A 15,588-nucleotide genomic window follows, 5' to 3' on the forward strand; every position below is an offset into this window, starting at 1 on the left:
TATTTTTATGAAAACCCGTGAAGAATTAGCCAGGGAAGCGAATGCCAAAAAAGCCCTGGAAGACGAGCGCGATCGGTCAATCCGACGAGCCCTGACCGAGGAAGAGAGCAAACGGCAGGCTCAACTTAAAAACGAAGTCGATGTGCTGCGTAAAGAAGAACGCGACAGCAAAGTCATCGAAAAATGGGCTCAGGTCGGCAAAGCAGCCGATGATCTGTTAGCCCGCGGGATGGAAGGATATAACGAATGGATGACGGCCATGATGAATATCCTTAATGCCATTAGACTCTTGCATGCCGCACTCTGCGTGACATTTGATAATCGCCCGATTGAACCCTTGCTGAAAGGAATTTGGGACACCAAACTGGGTTTTGCTCCTCTGGTTAAATTGCTCGATGATAAAGGCCTGCATCTTGGCGATAGAATAGGCGACAAACTGCGCGAAAAAGGCTGGAAAAAAGATGATTTATTCCCCTTGAAATTGAATGTTGAGTTCACGGACAAAGGGGGAACCACACTGTCGGTGACTTATGACGGCAAGCCGCTGCCTGATGAGCAACAAGAAGTCTTTAAAACCGGTTTTCTTGCCTGGGCGAAAACACGTGGGTATGCGATGGACAATAGCCAGAATCCGCCTGTGTTAAAGGATAGAACCAGCAAACAGCCGATGACCAAAGACGCATTCATCCAACTGAACGCGGATGATCAGAATAGTCTGCAAAGCTTCTTTTCCCATCGTTATCACATGAATGCGGAAATGGATAAAGTCACCTCATCCTCTCCTGCGCCCTGATTCGGTCTGCCCTGCTAAAAGCAGGGTATGCCGCTGTGGAAACGAAACACCGTGTCCGGTTGCGTGATTAACTCGTTTTCCCGCTGAATAAATTCCGCCAGGCGTGCACTGAAATCAACGCTGCAATCGGACGCCAATGTTAAATAATTTTCAAAATGCCGGGCTTCGGATTTAACCAGCGACTGATAAAATTTTTGCAATGCCACGTCCCTAAGATGGGGGATTAAGGCATTAAAACGCTCACAGGAGCGCGCCTCGATAATGGCGCCTACCAGCAATTGCTCACATAAACGCTGCTTGCCATCCCGCCGAATCACCAAGGCATGAAGCTGTTGAGCATAAGCGGAGGGATGAAGCGGGCCGAACGCGAGACCCCGCGCCGTCATTAAATCAATGACTTTCTCAAAATGAAGCAACTCTTCCCGTGCCAGCGGGGACATCATCGTCACAAGTCCACTGTTTTCAGGGTACTTACTCATGAAATTGATGGCCGTAGCCGCCGCTTTTCGTTCACAGTGAGCATGATCAAGCAGGAGTAAAGGAATGTGGTTGACGGCTGCGTCGATCCAGGCTTTGGGCGTTGGCGTCTTTAAAAAATCAATTAACATTTGCAAATCATCAGGGAGAGGGTTTAGCATCAGATTATTAATCTATAATAGGTTTAACCGCCTTATATATCACAGACAGTTGTAAAATCAAGTTGGAAAAAGAATGAGCGAAGAACAAACGGAAAATGATTTATCAATGTGGCTTTCCACGTATGGATTGATCACAGTTGAACGCCTTCTTGAACGGTATAAAATTAAACTGAGTCATGACGATCTGGTCAATGCGCTCAAAAAGCCGCACACGTTTTACCATCAATTACTTCGATTGCCTTTGCGCAATGTGTTTAATGGCATTATTTTTCAGCAGGGCCGGGATTATCAGGTGTATGGCCAGAAACTCTATATCGACTATCTGTTATCAGGAGAAAGCGGCAAAAGTGATACCTCACCGGGAGCTCAAACGCGGGAAACCTTAAATGCTGAACGGGAAAAACTGGTGGCCTTGGGTGAGAGTTTTCATCAGGAAGAGATCAAACAGGACAAGCTGATTGCCCAAAGTCAATCCATGCTGATTAAACATGCTGCCAATTGGAATGAGGCCCTGCTGCGGGTAGCCAAAGAAATTGGCGATGAATTACGCCGATACAATGTGAATAAGAGCAACGAGCAAATTAAAAACGCCGTCTTGTCGCTATTAGCCCACCATGACTTTGACCATCCGCAGCGTGAAGCCCCTTATTGGCAAGGGGTTGGCGCGCAGCTGGGTCTAACTTTAAATGCCGAGGTAAAAGCTGTTTTTATTGAAAAAATAGCCGATTTGAATCGATTTAACCGCGAAACGGATGAAGCGGCTCAGGAATTTAGTCAGCGCATTACCGAGATGTCGAACACGCTCAAACGTTACCGCGAGGAATTTAAAGCCGCTATCATCAAGGCGAATGAACTGTTAACGCAATTGCCTGACTATAAAATTAATCCCGTTCAGAACGAGATTAACCGTGAAGAACTTCATTTTGATGCCAGCATTGGCGATCAATCCTGACCGACCTCGCTCCGAACAACGGCAGATGGACTATTTTGAGGCTGCATGCGTTAACCATTAGCTAATCCTTTTGGTTTTCATGTATAATATGTCCCTTTATTTAACATTGGAGTTACCATTCATGGCACAAGAACTTACCCTATCCATTATTAAACCGGATGCAGTAGCCAAATCCGTCATCGGCCAGATTTATTCCCGCTTTGAAAAGGCCGGTTTGAAAATCGTTGCCGCCCGTATGGCGCACCTGACCCGAGAACAGGCTGAAGGCTTCTACGCTGTGCATAAAGCCCGCCCGTTTTTCAATGATCTGGTCAGCTTCATGATTTCAGGCCCGGTGATGATTCAAGTCCTGCAAGGCGAAAACGCGATTGCTAAAAACCGCGATTTAATGGGTGCCACCAATCCCAAGGAAGCAGCCCCAGGCACAATTCGTGCTGATTTTGCCGACAGCATCGATGCCAACGCCGTTCACGGTTCAGACAGCGCTGAAACTGCACGTCAGGAAATTGCTTTCTTCTTTGAACCACACGAAGTGTGCACACGATAAGCCGTTATTGAGAGAATCATGAGCAGTAAAGTCAACCTGTTGAATTTTAATTACCAGCAAATGCGGGATTTTTTCAGCCAACTGGGTGAAAAGCCTTTTCGTGCCCAGCAGGTGCTGCAATGGATTCATCAGGCTGGCTTTCATGATTTTTCGCAAATGACCAACCTGGGCAAGGTTCTGCGCGACAAACTCGCTCAGGTGGCTGAAATTCGTCTGCCGGAAATCATTGCCTGTCAGAAATCCAGCGACGGAACCCATAAATGGCTGCTTAAACTGGACTGCGGCAATTCCATTGAAACGGTCTTTATTCCCGAAGCGACTCGCGGGACTCTGTGCGTATCTTCTCAGGTGGGTTGTGGTTTAAACTGCAGTTTCTGTTCCACGGCCAAACAGGGGTTTAACCGCAATCTGAGCACGGCTGAAATCATAGGCCAGGTCTGGCTGGCGGCTCGCGAGCTGTCAACAAGCCAGGGTCATCATGACAAAAAGGTCACCAACGTGGTGATGATGGGCATGGGCGAGCCCTTGCTTAATTTTGACAATGTCGTGACGGCCATGGATTTAATGATGGATGATTTCTCTTATGGTCTTTCCAAGCGTCGTGTGACATTAAGTACTTCCGGCGTACTGCCGGATCTTATCCGGTTAAGGGAAGTGAGCCCTGTGTCGCTCGCTGTCTCGCTTCACGCGCCAACCGACGAATTGCGTAATATTCTGGTTCCCATCAATAAGAAATACCCACTGGCCAAGCTGATGGAAGTCTGCAGGACTTACTTCAGGGATGAGCCCAAGCGCAAGGTGACTTTTGAATACGTCATGTTAAAAGGGGTCAATGATCAACCTGAACATGCGAATCAATTAATCAAATTGCTGCACAATGTTCCCGCTAAAGTGAATTTGATTCCGTTTAATCCCTTCCCCATGACCCAATACGAGCGCTCATCCCGAGAGGCGATCGATGCCTTCAGGGATAAATTAATTGCCAAAGGAATCAATACCATAACCCGAAAAACCCGAGGCGATGACATCGATGCCGCCTGTGGTCAGTTGGCCGGAAAGGTCAAAGATCGCACGAGTCGTTCTCAACGTTGGCAAAAATTAAATTTCATGCCCCAAAAACCGGAGGGATTTAACGAAGAATCCTTCACATAAGCGTTTTGAAATTCGGGTATTCATGGTTATAATGCTCAATCTTTTCTAACGCGTTGTGATTACTGTGTTAAGACAATTACGCTTGCCGTTGAATTCAATGAAAGAACAAGCTGGTTCCATCGCCGGTTTCGCCCCGTTCATACCGACTCAAGCCATTTCCCGCTCCTGCCGCTCCCTGCTTTTTTGCGGCCTGCTGCTCTTACTGCAGTCCTGCCAGCACAGCATGGACGCCAAGCGGCAAAAAGCGGAAAACGCCCAGAAACTGGGTGATGCGGCCTCATTCAATGTGCAACTCGGAATGGGTTATTTAAGGCAGGGCGATCGGCCGCGGGCGAAACGCAAGTTGCTCGCCGCGCTGGAGTTGGCCCCCGACTCACCCGATGTGAATGTGGCCATGGCTTATTTTCTTGAAAAGACAGGCGACATGGATGAAGCCCGCATTTATTACAAAAAAGCCTTGTCTTTAGCACCCAACAGCGGGGCGCAGTTAAATAACTACGGTACTTTTTTATGCCGCGCTGGTAAATACAACGAAGCGGAAAGCTACTTTTTGAAAGCCGTGAGCGATGTTCACTATGTTCACAGCGCCGGAGCTTACGAAAACGCCGGGTTATGCGCCGCGGCTGTGCCGGATTATGCCAAAGCCGAAACCTATTTCAGCAAGGCCCTGGAACAGGATCCTGAGCGTAAACAGTCGCTTCTTGAATTAACCACGATCGCATTGAAACAAAGCCAGCCTGAAAAGGCGCTGAAGTATTTACAGAAGTACCAGGAATTATCGTTAAATGATCCTGTCTTGTTAAGCCTGGCGGCGGATGCCGCGACCAAACTGGGGAAAGCAGAGGTTGCAGCGGATTACCAAGCGCGCCTGAATAAATTAAACCGTAATACCGACTATGCCGGAGAAAAAAATGAATTCGACAGTGCCAATGGATGAAGCCCCAGCAGAGAATCCCATACAGAACCCAGGTGCGCAGTTAGCCCATATCCGGGAAAAGAAAGGGTACAGCCGTGAATACGTTGCAGGCAAATTGCATTTAAGGGTGCGATTAATTGAGCTTCTTGAAGAAGATGCTTATGATCAAATGCCGGAGCCAGTGTTTGTTAAAGGTTACTTTCGTGCCTATGCCAAATTACTGGGTGTTTCTCCGGAGCCTTATGTGTCGTCCTTCAATAAAACCGCAGTGGCTGAGCGCAAGCCTGAAAAAGCGGCGTTATGGCAAAGCAAACGGGAATCTCATCGCGGCGAGCGTGCGGTGCGTTGGATAACCGCCTGCATCGTCATTGCTGCCGTGGTGGCAGTGAGCTTCTGGTGGCAGAAAAACAGCGACCAACTCTTTTTTACGAAAGACGATAGCCAGGTGGCTTCGCTGAAAAACCCCGAAGTGGACGGCGAAGAAAAACAGGTGGAAGTCAAACTCACCGATATTTCCAAGATGCAATCCATGTTCCGATTAAATTCAGACAGCTCAACGGAGAAGTAATTTGGTTGAGAGAATTCAAGCAATCCGGGGTATGAACGATGTACTGCCCCATCAGACAGAGACCTGGCGTAATCTGGAAACAGTGTTTATCCAGTGCCTGTCGCAATACGGCTATCAGGAAATACGATTTCCCCTGGTCGAAAGTACACAACTGTTTAAACGGACCATCGGTGAGGTCACCGATATCGTTGAAAAAGAAATGTACACCTTCACGGATTTAAACGGGGATAGCCTGACCCTGCGTCCCGAGGGGACTGCAGGCTGCCTGCGTGCCTGCCTTGAGCATGGCCTGTTGCATAACCAGCAGCAGAAATTATGGTACATGGGGCCGATGTACCGCCATGAAAAACCGCAAAAAGGGCGTTACCGTCAATTTAACCAGTTCGGCGTGGAAGTGCTGGGCATCGATGGCGTGGCCATCGAACTGGAGCTTCTGGCGCTTTGTGTCCGGTTATGGAAGACACTCGGTATTGATCAGTCGGTGCGTTTACAAATCAATACCTTGGGCGAGCTTTCCGAACGGCAGCATTACAAAGAAAAGCTGGTGCAGTTTTTCAAAGCCAATCTGTCGGTTCTGGATGAGGACAGTTTAAGGCGCCTCGAAAAAAACCCATTGCGTATTCTCGACAGCAAAAACCCGGATATACAGGCGTTGGTGAGTCAGGCTCCGCGTCTCATGGATTCGCTCAGCGATGAAAGCCGACGCCATTTTGATGACCTGTGCGCAGGCCTTGAGAAACTGGGCATCGCTTATGAGGTCAATCCTTTCCTGGTTCGGGGATTGGATTATTATGGCCATACAGTGTTTGAATGGGTCACTGACCAGTTGGGAAGCCAGGCGACTGTCTGTGCGGGCGGGCGTTATGATGCCCTGGTCGAACATTTAGGCGGCAATAAAACGCCGGCCATTGGTTTTGCCATGGGTGAAGAACGGTTGCTGCTGCTGATGGAAACCTTGCAGTGTGTGCCGCAATTCTGCAAAAAACCTTCACTGTTTCTCATTGCCAGCGGAGACGAGGCAATGATGCGCGCTCTGACGCTTGCTGAAGAACTGCGTCAGGTGAACGCAGACTGGTGCGTTATGACCAATACGGTTGGCGGAGGATTTAAAAGCCAGTTTAAGAAAGCCGACAAGAGCGGTGCTGATTTTGCCCTGATTCTTGGGGAAGATGAAGTAAAAAGCGGACTGGTGAGCCTTAAAAACTTGCGTAATCAGGAAGATCAGGTCACTATCCCACAACAGGATTTAGCAACCCATTTACAGACTATCTTGGATGATGGCAGGAGAAGATGATGTCGGTTTATATGACTGAAGAAGAGCAATTACAAGCGATTAAAAAATGGTGGAATCGTTACAGCACGATGATTACAGTAATACTGTCCTTTGTCATGCTGGGCGCCGCTGGCTACAAATATTGGCATTGGCATCAGGAAAAAATAAATACGCAGGCTTCGTCCGCCTATGAACACCTGATGGTTGCTTTTTCAAATCATGATAATAAAGGCATTAAAGCCTATGCCAATCAGTTAATTAACGAATACGGTCAGACGGTTTATGCCGATGCCGCAAGAATGACCCTGGCAAAACTGCTGGTCACTAAGGAAAAATACAACGAAGCAAGGGATATGCTCAATCAGGTCGCTTCAGCATCCCGGGTTTCTGCGTTAAAACAGATTGCTAAGATACGCATTGCCCGTTTGCTGCTGGCTGAAAAATCCTATGACAAGGCCTTAACGGAGCTGTCCGTGGTGGATGACAATGCCTACATGCCGGTCATTAATGAATTGAAAGGCGATATTTATGCGGCTACCGGTAAATATCAGCAGGCAATTATTTCATACAAGGAAGCCATCACGGAAGTGCGTACACACGGCATGGGCAATCTCTTCCTTGAGATGAAGACCAATGAATTGGCGGCCATGACCCAATCCACCACCATGGATAATCATTCCTTACAAGCTGCATGAGAAGAGGTTTTATGTTTTTTAAGTTGAGTAGAAGTATGATGGCGCTGGCTTTGATTGGTTTGTTGCCAGCCTGCAGTAAAATTGATGATTACATGCTCGGTAAGGACAACACGCCGCAGCCTTCCGAGTTAAAACCGGTCAAAGCGAAAGTGACCCTGGTTGAAAAATGGAATGCACCTGTCGGAAGTTCGCGGAAAAATGAGGCTTACCTCCGCTTAAGGCCTATTGTTTCCGGTAATATTCTGTACAGCGCGGATCATAACGGCTATGTCCAGGCCATTGATAAATCCACAGGCACCCAGCAATGGGCTAAAAAAATTCCCTACACGTTGGTCAGCGGCCCTGCGGTCGGTGAAGGCAGTTTGATACTGGCTACCGATGATTCATCCATTGTTGCCTTAAAACAAAGCGATGGTTCTGAACTCTGGAAAGCCAATGTGTCCGGTGAAGTATTGGCAAAGCCCATCATTGCTCAAGGCAAGGTCATCGCCAAAACGATTGATGGTAACCTTTATGCTTTTGATGTGCACTCCGGCGAGAAAAAATGGGTCTCAGTGCATGGCGCGCCCAGCTTGATTCTGAAAGCCAGCTCGTCGCCCGTAGTCAGTGGCAATGTGGTCGTTGTCGGCTATTCGGATGGCAAAATGGATGCCGTTGATCTGGCGTCTGGGCACTTGTTGTGGCAAAAAAGCATAGTCTATGCGACGGGGTCAAGCGATGTCGAAAGGTTGGTGGACATTGACGCCGATCCGATTATTCGAGGCAATGTGGCTATTCTTGGCAGTTACCAGGGTTACATTGGTGCCCTGTCGCTGACGGATGGGCAGTTCCTGTGGAACAAACCCGTGTCGCTCTATAAAAACATGGTCGTTCGCGGTGATAGTTTGTACCTGACTGACAGTGATGACGTCATTTGGGCGATCAATACCCGCAATGGTCAGGTCAATTGGAAACAGGTTGCGTTAAAAGCCCGGGGATTAACCGAGCCTGTATTGATGGGGAATCGGCTGTTTGTGGGCGATAGAACCGGCACAATGCACGTGCTATCAACCCAAAACGGGGAGTTTCTCGCCAGGGCGCCCATGAGTGGCGCGGTGAGTGTAGCGCCGCTGGCATTGGGCAACAATCTCTACGTCATGACCTCCAATGGGAAGTTAAGCCGTTACACAGTGAGCTAATCGATGATACCTGTTATTGCTTTGGTTGGTCGACCCAATGTGGGTAAATCGACGCTCTTTAATCGTTTGACACGAACGCAAGATGCTCTGGTGGCTGATTTTCCAGGATTAACCCGTGATCGCCAATACGGTGAAGCGGTTTATGAAAACAAACCCTTCATCGTGATTGATACCGGCGGTGTCGGCGTTGAAGACCAGGCGGTGGATGAACTGATGTCCAGGCAGTCAGAGATTGCTTTGGACGAAGCCAACATCGTTCTTTTCCTGGTCGATGCGAGGGCCGGCTTAACCGGCATTGATGAACAAATTGCGCTGCAATTGCGAAAAATCAACAAACCGGTTTTTGTAGTGGTCAATAAAAGCGATGGTCTGGATGAGGAAATTGCCTCCGCTGAATTTCAGTCCTTAGGCTTCAATCAACTGCATGCCATTTCGGCTGCCCATGGACGCGGCATGCATCCCTTGCTTCGCGCCATGACCCATGATTTCGCACAGGCCTCAGAGGATGAAGACACGGGTGAAAAGGGCATTAAAATCGCCTTTGTCGGACGCCCCAACGTGGGTAAGTCCACCCTGGTCAACCGCATCCTGGGTGAGGAGCGGGTTGTGGTGTATGATATGCCGGGAACCACCCGCGACAGCATCGCTATTCCTTTTGCCCGGGATGAAAAAAATTACATTCTGATTGATACTGCCGGTGTGCGTCGACGTTCGCGGGTCGATGAGAAAATTGAAAAATTTTCCATTATCAAAACCCTGCAATCCATCCGGGAGTCCCACGTCTGCCTCATGCTTCTTGATGCTCGTGAGGGTTTAACCGAACAGGACATGCACCTGTTGGGCTTTATTGTCGAGTCCGGCAAGGCCTTGGTGATTGTCGTCAACAAATGGGATGGACTTGAGGATTCGCATAAACAACATGTCAAAGACGAGTTGGCCCGCCGGCTCCACTTTGTCCAGTTCGCGAAAACCCGTTTCGTTTCAGCCCTGCACGGCAGCGGGGTTGGTTTATTATTTAATGACATTGAACAAGCCTATCGTTCCGCCATGCAGGGGTTATCGACACCTAAATTAACCCGGCTGCTGCAGGATTTGGTAACCCAGCACAACCCGCCTTTAGTCAGCGGCCGCCGGATTAAATTACGCTATGCCCATGCTGGCGGGCACAATCCGCCGATTATCGTGATTCATGGCAATCAACTGGATGCCTTGCCGGACAGCTACAAACGTTACTTAACCAACGCGTTTATTCAGCACCTCGATTTGGTGGGAACCCCCTTGAAACTGGAATTCAGAGGCAGTGAAAATCCATTTAAAGGCAAAAAGAATAAATTAAGCGAACGGCAGGTTAAACGCAAAAGACGGTTGATGAAACATGTGAAGAAACGCTAGTCCTCAGAAACAGGTGGGATTACCGGCTCGTAAACGTACACCAGGACATTGTGCAGTGCTGTGATCCGATCGATTAGTTCATCATCCAGTTTGCTGCCTTTTTTAAGAAAGATGAATCCTTCACTCGATTTCAAATCCCTGGATAACACCATGCCGCTGAGTAATTGATGCGGCTCCAGGGCTTTTTCCATCAACGCGGTCTGTTGTTCCGGCAACGACGCAATGATATCCATGAACAGCAGTAATAATTTTCGATCGTAACGTTCCTCATTTTCTTTCATGTAAGCCAAGGCTTGTTTGGCTGGGTATTTCTCCTGAAAAATTAAGCCATACATTAATTCATTGTAATCGACAGCAATGGCGAGAATGGCTGCAAAAAGGGGTATGGAGTCGCCTTTTACCCCATGCGGGTACCCTTTGCCATTGAAGCGCTCGCGATGATAAAGGATGGTATTGACCACCTCTTTTAGCGAAGGAAAAGCAGAAAGTGACATGGCGCCTAAAATCGGGTATTGCTTGAATTCCTGGTATTCTCTGGTCGTCAGTTGGGCAAAGGGTTTAAATCGTATCTCTTCACGCAACCCGTTGCGGCCCAGGTTGTGAAGCATGGCCGCAAGGTACACGGTTTGAATTTCCTTGTCATTGAGGTGCATGGCTTTTGCCAGAAGTTTAGCGTGAGTGGCCACTTTGCGGGAATACCCTTTGTTGTGATTTTCATTCAATTCCTGAATGGACAAAAAAACCTGAATGGCGGCTTCATGGGTTTCCTGTAAATCCGCGTAGCTGCGATGCAATTCCGCCGTGCGCTTCTGGATTTTTTCTTCCAATTGGCCGTTTAGAATTTTTAATTTTTCATTTTGCTGATTAATCAGTTCCTGCATGATGCGATTTTGATCACGCAGTAATTTATTTTCCAGCATGCTGTTAATGGCGCTTAACATTTCCTCCTTTTTAGAGGACTTGGCAAGGTAATAATTCACCTGACCGACGTTGATCGCGGCAATTGCCGTGTGAATGTCATCGTAACCGGTCATCAGGATACGCCTGACATCAGGCCAACGTTCTGCGGCTTCCTTGAGGAATTCCGCGCCGTTCATCTGCGGCATGCGCATGTCGGAGATAATGATGTCAATGGGATTATTTTCAAGGATGTGAAGACCGTCCATCGCGGATTCAGCAATATGAACTTTATATCCTTCGGGCGTGAGCGTTCGCTGCAGGCTGATAAGCGTGCTGGGTTCGTCATCAACGATTAACAATGTGGGTTGCACGGCTTATCCTCCCTGAATGCGGAGTGAACATTTCTATAGTATAAGACAAATTTATCAGGTCAGTGACTTGACATGCCACGGGAAAGTGATTGATATAGCTAAAAATTAATTAATTTCCTTGTCGAGTGCCGGTTACTTTAATCACACTGGGGTTAGATGAGCGGACGGGCAGTGTCAAAGAAGGTTTAAGGATGAAAAATAAAAAAAATTATCTGGGACTGCTGATTCTTGGCTTGTACAGTATGGCCTATGGCGCATCGATTGCGCCGCCCTTTGAGAGCATCGGCGACATGCAGGCTAAGCTTGCTCAAGGGAAAACCACCTGTACGGAGGTGATTAATCGTTATCTTAAACGGATAAAACAGTACAACCTGGGCGGTGATGACCGGCCGCCGATTAATGCCTGGACAGTCCTCAGTACGCAAAGCGTGGCCGAAGCGCAGGCGCTGGATGAGTATTATGCCAGAACCCATCGTTTGATTGGGCCCCTGCACTGTGTGCCGCTCGTTATCAAGGACAACATTGACTCGTATGATTCAACCAGTACAGTGGGTAGTCTTGCCTTGCTTGGCAATCAACCGGCCAGAGATGCTTTTTTGGTGGTTCAATTAAGAAAAGCAGGGGCTGTCATTTTAGGCAAAGGGGCCATGGATGAATTCGCTTCAGGCATGTTTGGCATCAGCAGCCGCAGTGGCCGTATTGGTAACCCTTACAATACCGAAAAAAACCCCGGCGGCTCAAGCGGTGGTTCCGCCGCAGCAGTCAGTGCGGGGTTTGCTCTGGCAGGAATTGGTACGGATAACAGCGGCTCCATCCGTATACCGTCAGCATTTAATGCCCTGTACGGGTTACGCCCCAGTACTGGATTGGTTAGCCAGTCAGGCATTTTTCCCAACGGCAACCTCGATGGGACGGCTGGTCCCATGACGCGCCATATTGAAGACATGGCCCTTATTCTGGATGCCATCGCCAAACCGGACCCTCATGACAGCAAAACGCTGTCGGTACCGCGGGTTCCGACGTACCGAGCCTTTCTGAAGAAGGAGGGGCTGAGGGGCAAGCGGCTTGGCATAGTACGTCAGGTGGGTTTAATCAAACCGTTTCAGGGCATGCCGAGAGACGTAGAAAAAGGGCTGCAGGGGATGTTAACCCAACTGCGTCAGGCCGGCGTCACGGTCATCGATAATATCTATCTCACGGATTTTATTAATAATCGCAATGTGAATATGTCCGGAATGGCTGAGGAAATCAATGACTATTTCAAGTCATTTGCCTCAGTCCGAAAAAATTACCGTGATTTTTGCCAGTCAAACCGGACCCGGGTGTATGGTGATGTAAATGCATGCCTTACGTTTTTGACTGATCTGCCGGCCAAGAACAGTCGATCTTACCGGGAAGCCTTACAGCGTTTTGCCAGTAACCGAGCGTATGTGGAGAAGTACATGCGTGAAAATCAGTTGGATGTCCTGCTGATGCCGATTAGCCGGGTGGGTGAAGCCACCTACGATGCCTATCAGGTCAACACCTGGCAGGCACCGGTAGCGTCTAATGCCGGTTTGCCCGCTCTAAGCATCAACATAGGCTACACCCGGAAGGGGCATATGCCTGTCGGTGTGGAATTAATAGCCCAATCGTTTCAGGAGGGCCTTTTGCTCGAAATAGGGTATGCCTATGAGCAGATTGCACCCGCTTTAATTCCCCCTGACATGCCGAGCGAAAATAAGAAACTGGCGTCCCTTTCTCTGGCCGCGTATAACAATCTGCTCAGTGAAACAGGGTATCAAAGCTTTTATCAGGTGCTTAAAGACAATCAAAAAGAAGAGATAGAAGAAGCGCTCACGCCAAAACGGTTTACCGAAATTACCCGTCAAGTGGTTCAGGGCTGGCCTTAGATTCGCAAGGTCAGCACATCACAGGGGGCATGATGGACGACAGCATGGGCGGTACTGCCTAAAAAAGCCGGCAAAGGCCCAGGCGTGTGGCTGCCGATAATCACTAAACTGCAGCCTAATTCCTTTACTTTTTTGAGCACCAGTTGTTTAATGGAGCCGATTTCGACATGCTGCTGCGACACAGGAATAGTCAAGGCGTCACCCAGCACATTCATGACGGTTACGGCATCGTCTTTGACCGGATTGGCCAACTCAGCAAAACCCAGTCCCTGAGCCAACTGCAACGACGCAGGGGGCTCAATCACATGCAGAAGATGGAGTGTGCCCCCAAATGCCTTGGCAATGGCTGCGGCTTTTTGGCACATGGCAAAATGGTTCTCTTTTAAATCCGTGGCATGCAAAATAGTGGCGTACACGATTCCCTCGCAAAAAACCGCCGTGGTTATATCTAGTGTAGTTAGTTCTTTAAAAAAGACAACATGCAATTAAAAACAAAGGGCATCAGACAGCAGACGCCCGTCAGGAAGTGTAACGTGTGGATTCAGTGCGAGCAGAGGTAGGTAGGCAAAGTCTCTTTCCAGCAGGCGCGGATGAGGGATGGTCAAGTTTAAGCTATCCATAACCAGGGAACCAAACAGCAAAATGTCAATGTCCAAGGTTCTTGCACCCCATTTGATCTCACGCAGGCGGCCCTGGTTGTGTTCAATGCGGTGGCAGTGGGCCAGTAAGGCCTGTGGAGAAAGGCGGGTTTGAATGGCGGCCACGGTGTTGGTGAACCGAGGTTGAGCTTTTCTTCCCCAGGCCTCATTGCGATAAAAGGGCGCTGTCTGTAAAAGACAGGTATCAGGGAGAGTCCGCAAGGCCGCCAAGGCAAGGCGCAACTGCCTCTCGGCGGAGCCGAGGTTGCTGCCTAAGCCTAAATAAACACAGGTCATGACACGGTTTTAGGCTTGCGGCGTCGTTTGGGTTTTCGCGAAGGCGGTGGTGCTAAAGCCGCAATCATCGCCGTTTGCTCTTCCTCAGGCACGTCCTGGAATGTTGTCCACCATTGAGCCAATTCCATCGATTCGTCACCGGCCAAGGCCCGCAAGGCAAGAAAATCAAAGGCGGCGCGAAAACGCGGGTGTTCTAACAGATTAAGCGCTCTTCCACCGTGGCGCTTGTTAAAGCGAAATTGCAGGAGCCACATTTCCCGCATGACCTGAGTAAAGCGCTTGGGTATGGCAATGACCTTATTCTGTTCGGCGATAACATGATTCATGGCCCGTTCCAGCGCCGGCAGGGCGGGAATGTTTTCTTCCTGTTGTAATTGCAGGGCTTTGGCCTTTAGAGGGAACCAGAGCAATACGGCAAACACGAAAGCCGGTGTGACCGGCTTGCTGTCACGAATGCGGGCGTCTGTGCTTTCGAGCGCAATCCCCAACAGGGCATTTACCGGGTAGTCGCTGTTTAACAGGCGATGGGTTTGCTCAAAGAGTTCTGCGAATAAACCGTGTTCCTGCAATAAACGTTGCACGCTTTCACTTTCACCGCACTGGTAGAGCTTGGTCATTTCGTCAAAAAGACGCGAGCCAGAAACATGGCGGATGAGGGGGCTTAACTGAGCAAGCGGGGCACTGGTTTCTGGCGCCATGTTGAAGTGCAGTTTGGCACAAAAACGGATGGCCCGCAGCATGCGGACGGGATCTTCCTGATAACGGGTGACCGGATCCCCAATCATGCGAACGAGCCGATCGCTGACATCCTTGACGCCGCCAGTAAAATCAACAATCGAAGCATCTTCTATGTTGTAGTACAGGGAGTTAATGGTGAAGTCGCGCCGCCAGGCGTCCTGATCCAGGGTGCCGTAGACGTTGTCGCGCACCAGCATGCCCTGCTCATTGGTCTGCTGGTTGGCATCCATGGCCTCAGTGCCTCGAAACGTCGCCACTTCAATGATGTCGCGGTGGAAAATGATGTGAACCAGTTTGAAGCGACGGCCGATGATTCGCGCGTTACGGAACAATTTTTTAATTTGAGCGGGTGTGGCATTGGTCGCCACGTCAAAATCCTTGGGCGATTTACCCAATAAAAGATCACGCACACTTCCGCCAACAAGATACGCTTCAAATCCCGAACTGCTTAACCGATTGAGTACTTTTAGGGCGTTGGGGCTGATATCTGTTTTCGATAAATGATGATGATTACGGGGAATGATGTAGCTGGCATTAACAGGCACGTGTTTAGTCCTGGTTTTCCGTAACAGCTTTTTGATTAGCTTAATTATTGTCGTCACCTACAAACGTTAATAGAACATGGCGCGTTATTATAACGAATCTCCT

16 protein-coding genes are annotated in these 15,588 nt (G+C 49.0%); 11 read left to right on the forward strand and 5 right to left on the reverse strand.

Annotated elements, in window-relative coordinates; translation table 11 throughout:
* The first annotated feature begins 7 nt into the window (after positions 1-7).
* A complete protein-coding gene (locus DYE45_RS07155; RefSeq protein ID WP_115300681.1) occupies positions 8-793 on the forward strand; it encodes a hypothetical protein in 786 nt (261 codons plus the stop codon).
* 14 nt (positions 794-807) lie between these two features.
* Here DYE45_RS07155 and DYE45_RS07160 read toward each other — a convergent pair whose 3' ends face one another.
* The gene (locus DYE45_RS07160) at positions 808-1,431 is read right to left on the reverse strand and encodes a MiaE family protein (protein ID WP_108291677.1); all 624 of its coding nucleotides are present in this window, start codon (positions 1,429-1,431) and stop codon (positions 808-810) included.
* Between the two features lie 73 nt (positions 1,432-1,504).
* On the opposite strand from DYE45_RS07160, the gene DYE45_RS07165 reads away from it, so the two are divergent.
* The 9 genes from DYE45_RS07165 to der all read left to right on the forward strand — a co-directional run bounded on the left by DYE45_RS07165 (position 1,505) and on the right by der (position 10,104).
* Positions 1,505-2,383 (forward strand): hypothetical protein, encoded by an 879-nt coding sequence (locus tag DYE45_RS07165; RefSeq protein ID WP_108291675.1) that lies wholly within the window; start codon positions 1,505-1,507, stop codon positions 2,381-2,383.
* Positions 2,384-2,504: 121 nt separating this feature from the next.
* Complete coding sequence (gene ndk / locus DYE45_RS07170) at positions 2,505-2,930, forward strand: nucleoside-diphosphate kinase (RefSeq protein WP_058530220.1); 426 nt, start codon at positions 2,505-2,507, stop codon at positions 2,928-2,930.
* An 18-nt stretch (positions 2,931-2,948) separates the two neighbouring features.
* Complete coding sequence (gene rlmN / locus DYE45_RS07175) at positions 2,949-4,082, forward strand: dual-specificity RNA methyltransferase RlmN (RefSeq protein ID WP_108291673.1); 1,134 nt, start codon at positions 2,949-2,951, stop codon at positions 4,080-4,082.
* 64 nt (positions 4,083-4,146) lie between these two features.
* On the forward strand, positions 4,147-5,019 hold the full coding sequence (gene pilW, locus DYE45_RS07180; protein ID WP_308810086.1) for a type IV pilus biogenesis/stability protein PilW: 873 nt from the start codon (positions 4,147-4,149) through the stop codon (positions 5,017-5,019).
* Positions 4,994-5,566, forward strand: a complete 573-nt coding sequence (locus tag DYE45_RS07185) for a helix-turn-helix domain-containing protein (protein WP_108291669.1) — start codon at positions 4,994-4,996, stop codon at positions 5,564-5,566. The genes pilW and DYE45_RS07185 overlap by 26 nt, the downstream gene beginning before the upstream one ends.
* A 1-nt stretch (position 5,567) precedes the next feature.
* Positions 5,568-6,860 (forward strand): histidine--tRNA ligase, encoded by a 1,293-nt coding sequence (gene hisS, locus DYE45_RS07190; RefSeq protein WP_108291667.1) that lies wholly within the window; start codon positions 5,568-5,570, stop codon positions 6,858-6,860.
* Positions 6,860-7,534 carry a YfgM family protein gene (locus DYE45_RS07195; RefSeq protein ID WP_108291665.1) on the forward strand — a complete coding sequence of 225 codons (675 nt, stop codon included), beginning with the start codon at positions 6,860-6,862 and terminating at the stop codon, positions 7,532-7,534. The genes hisS and DYE45_RS07195 overlap by 1 nt, the downstream gene beginning before the upstream one ends.
* A gap of 35 nt (positions 7,535-7,569) precedes the next feature.
* Positions 7,570-8,712 carry an outer membrane protein assembly factor BamB gene (bamB, locus tag DYE45_RS07200; protein ID WP_242602634.1) on the forward strand — a complete coding sequence of 381 codons (1,143 nt, stop codon included), beginning with the start codon at positions 7,570-7,572 and terminating at the stop codon, positions 8,710-8,712.
* Positions 8,713-8,715: 3 nt separating this feature from the next.
* A complete protein-coding gene (gene der, locus DYE45_RS07205) occupies positions 8,716-10,104 on the forward strand; it encodes a ribosome biogenesis GTPase Der (protein WP_108291661.1) in 1,389 nt (462 codons plus the stop codon).
* Here the strand turns inward: der and DYE45_RS07210 are convergent.
* A complete protein-coding gene (locus DYE45_RS07210) occupies positions 10,101-11,375 on the reverse strand; it encodes an HD domain-containing phosphohydrolase (RefSeq protein ID WP_108291659.1) in 1,275 nt (424 codons plus the stop codon). The genes der and DYE45_RS07210 overlap by 4 nt on opposite strands.
* Positions 11,376-11,566: 191 nt before the next feature.
* Here DYE45_RS07210 and DYE45_RS07215 point away from each other — a divergent pair, with 191 nt between their 5' ends.
* Positions 11,567-13,267: an amidase gene (locus tag DYE45_RS07215; RefSeq protein ID WP_115300683.1), complete on the forward strand. Its 1,701-nt coding sequence runs from the start codon at positions 11,567-11,569 to the stop codon at positions 13,265-13,267.
* Here the strand turns inward: DYE45_RS07215 and DYE45_RS07220 are convergent.
* The 3 genes from DYE45_RS07220 to pcnB all read right to left on the reverse strand — a co-directional run bounded on the left by DYE45_RS07220 (position 13,264) and on the right by pcnB (position 15,512).
* Positions 13,264-13,683 (reverse strand): universal stress protein, encoded by a 420-nt coding sequence (locus DYE45_RS07220; RefSeq protein ID WP_108291655.1) that lies wholly within the window; start codon positions 13,681-13,683, stop codon positions 13,264-13,266. The genes DYE45_RS07215 and DYE45_RS07220 overlap by 4 nt on opposite strands.
* A gap of 69 nt (positions 13,684-13,752) precedes the next feature.
* Positions 13,753-14,202 carry a 2-amino-4-hydroxy-6-hydroxymethyldihydropteridine diphosphokinase gene (gene folK, locus DYE45_RS07225; protein ID WP_108291653.1) on the reverse strand — a complete coding sequence of 150 codons (450 nt, stop codon included), beginning with the start codon at positions 14,200-14,202 and terminating at the stop codon, positions 13,753-13,755.
* On the reverse strand, positions 14,199-15,512 hold the full coding sequence (pcnB, locus tag DYE45_RS07230) for a polynucleotide adenylyltransferase PcnB (RefSeq protein WP_108292003.1): 1,314 nt from the start codon (positions 15,510-15,512) through the stop codon (positions 14,199-14,201). Before pcnB ends, folK begins: the two co-directional genes overlap by 4 nt.
* Positions 15,513-15,588 lie beyond the last annotated feature (76 nt).

The sequence above is a fragment of the Legionella taurinensis genome, from assembly GCF_900452865.1.
Lineage (GTDB): Bacteria > Pseudomonadota > Gammaproteobacteria > Legionellales > Legionellaceae > Legionella_C > Legionella_C taurinensis.

Bases quoted from the DNA above. Each gene is read 5' to 3' on its own strand.
- DYE45_RS07215 (WP_115300683.1), top strand. From the start codon at position 11,567: ATGAAAAATAAAAAAAATTATCTGGGACTGCTGATTCTTGGCTTGTAC.
- DYE45_RS07185 (WP_108291669.1), top strand. From the start codon at position 4,994: ATGAATTCGACAGTGCCAATGGATGAAGCCCCAGCAGAGAATCCCATA.
- DYE45_RS07155 (WP_115300681.1), top strand. From the start codon at position 8: ATGAAAACCCGTGAAGAATTAGCCAGGGAAGCGAATGCCAAAAAAGCC.
- bamB (WP_242602634.1), top strand. From the start codon at position 7,570: ATGATGGCGCTGGCTTTGATTGGTTTGTTGCCAGCCTGCAGTAAAATT.
- folK (WP_108291653.1), bottom strand. From the start codon at position 14,202: ATGACCTGTGTTTATTTAGGCTTAGGCAGCAACCTCGGCTCCGCCGAG.
- der (WP_108291661.1), top strand. From the start codon at position 8,716: ATGATACCTGTTATTGCTTTGGTTGGTCGACCCAATGTGGGTAAATCG.
- DYE45_RS07160 (WP_108291677.1), bottom strand. From the start codon at position 1,431: ATGCTAAACCCTCTCCCTGATGATTTGCAAATGTTAATTGATTTTTTA.
- rlmN (WP_108291673.1), top strand. From the start codon at position 2,949: ATGAGCAGTAAAGTCAACCTGTTGAATTTTAATTACCAGCAAATGCGG.
- DYE45_RS07195 (WP_108291665.1), top strand. From the start codon at position 6,860: ATGTCGGTTTATATGACTGAAGAAGAGCAATTACAAGCGATTAAAAAA.
- DYE45_RS07165 (WP_108291675.1), top strand. From the start codon at position 1,505: ATGAGCGAAGAACAAACGGAAAATGATTTATCAATGTGGCTTTCCACG.
- ndk (WP_058530220.1), top strand. From the start codon at position 2,505: ATGGCACAAGAACTTACCCTATCCATTATTAAACCGGATGCAGTAGCC.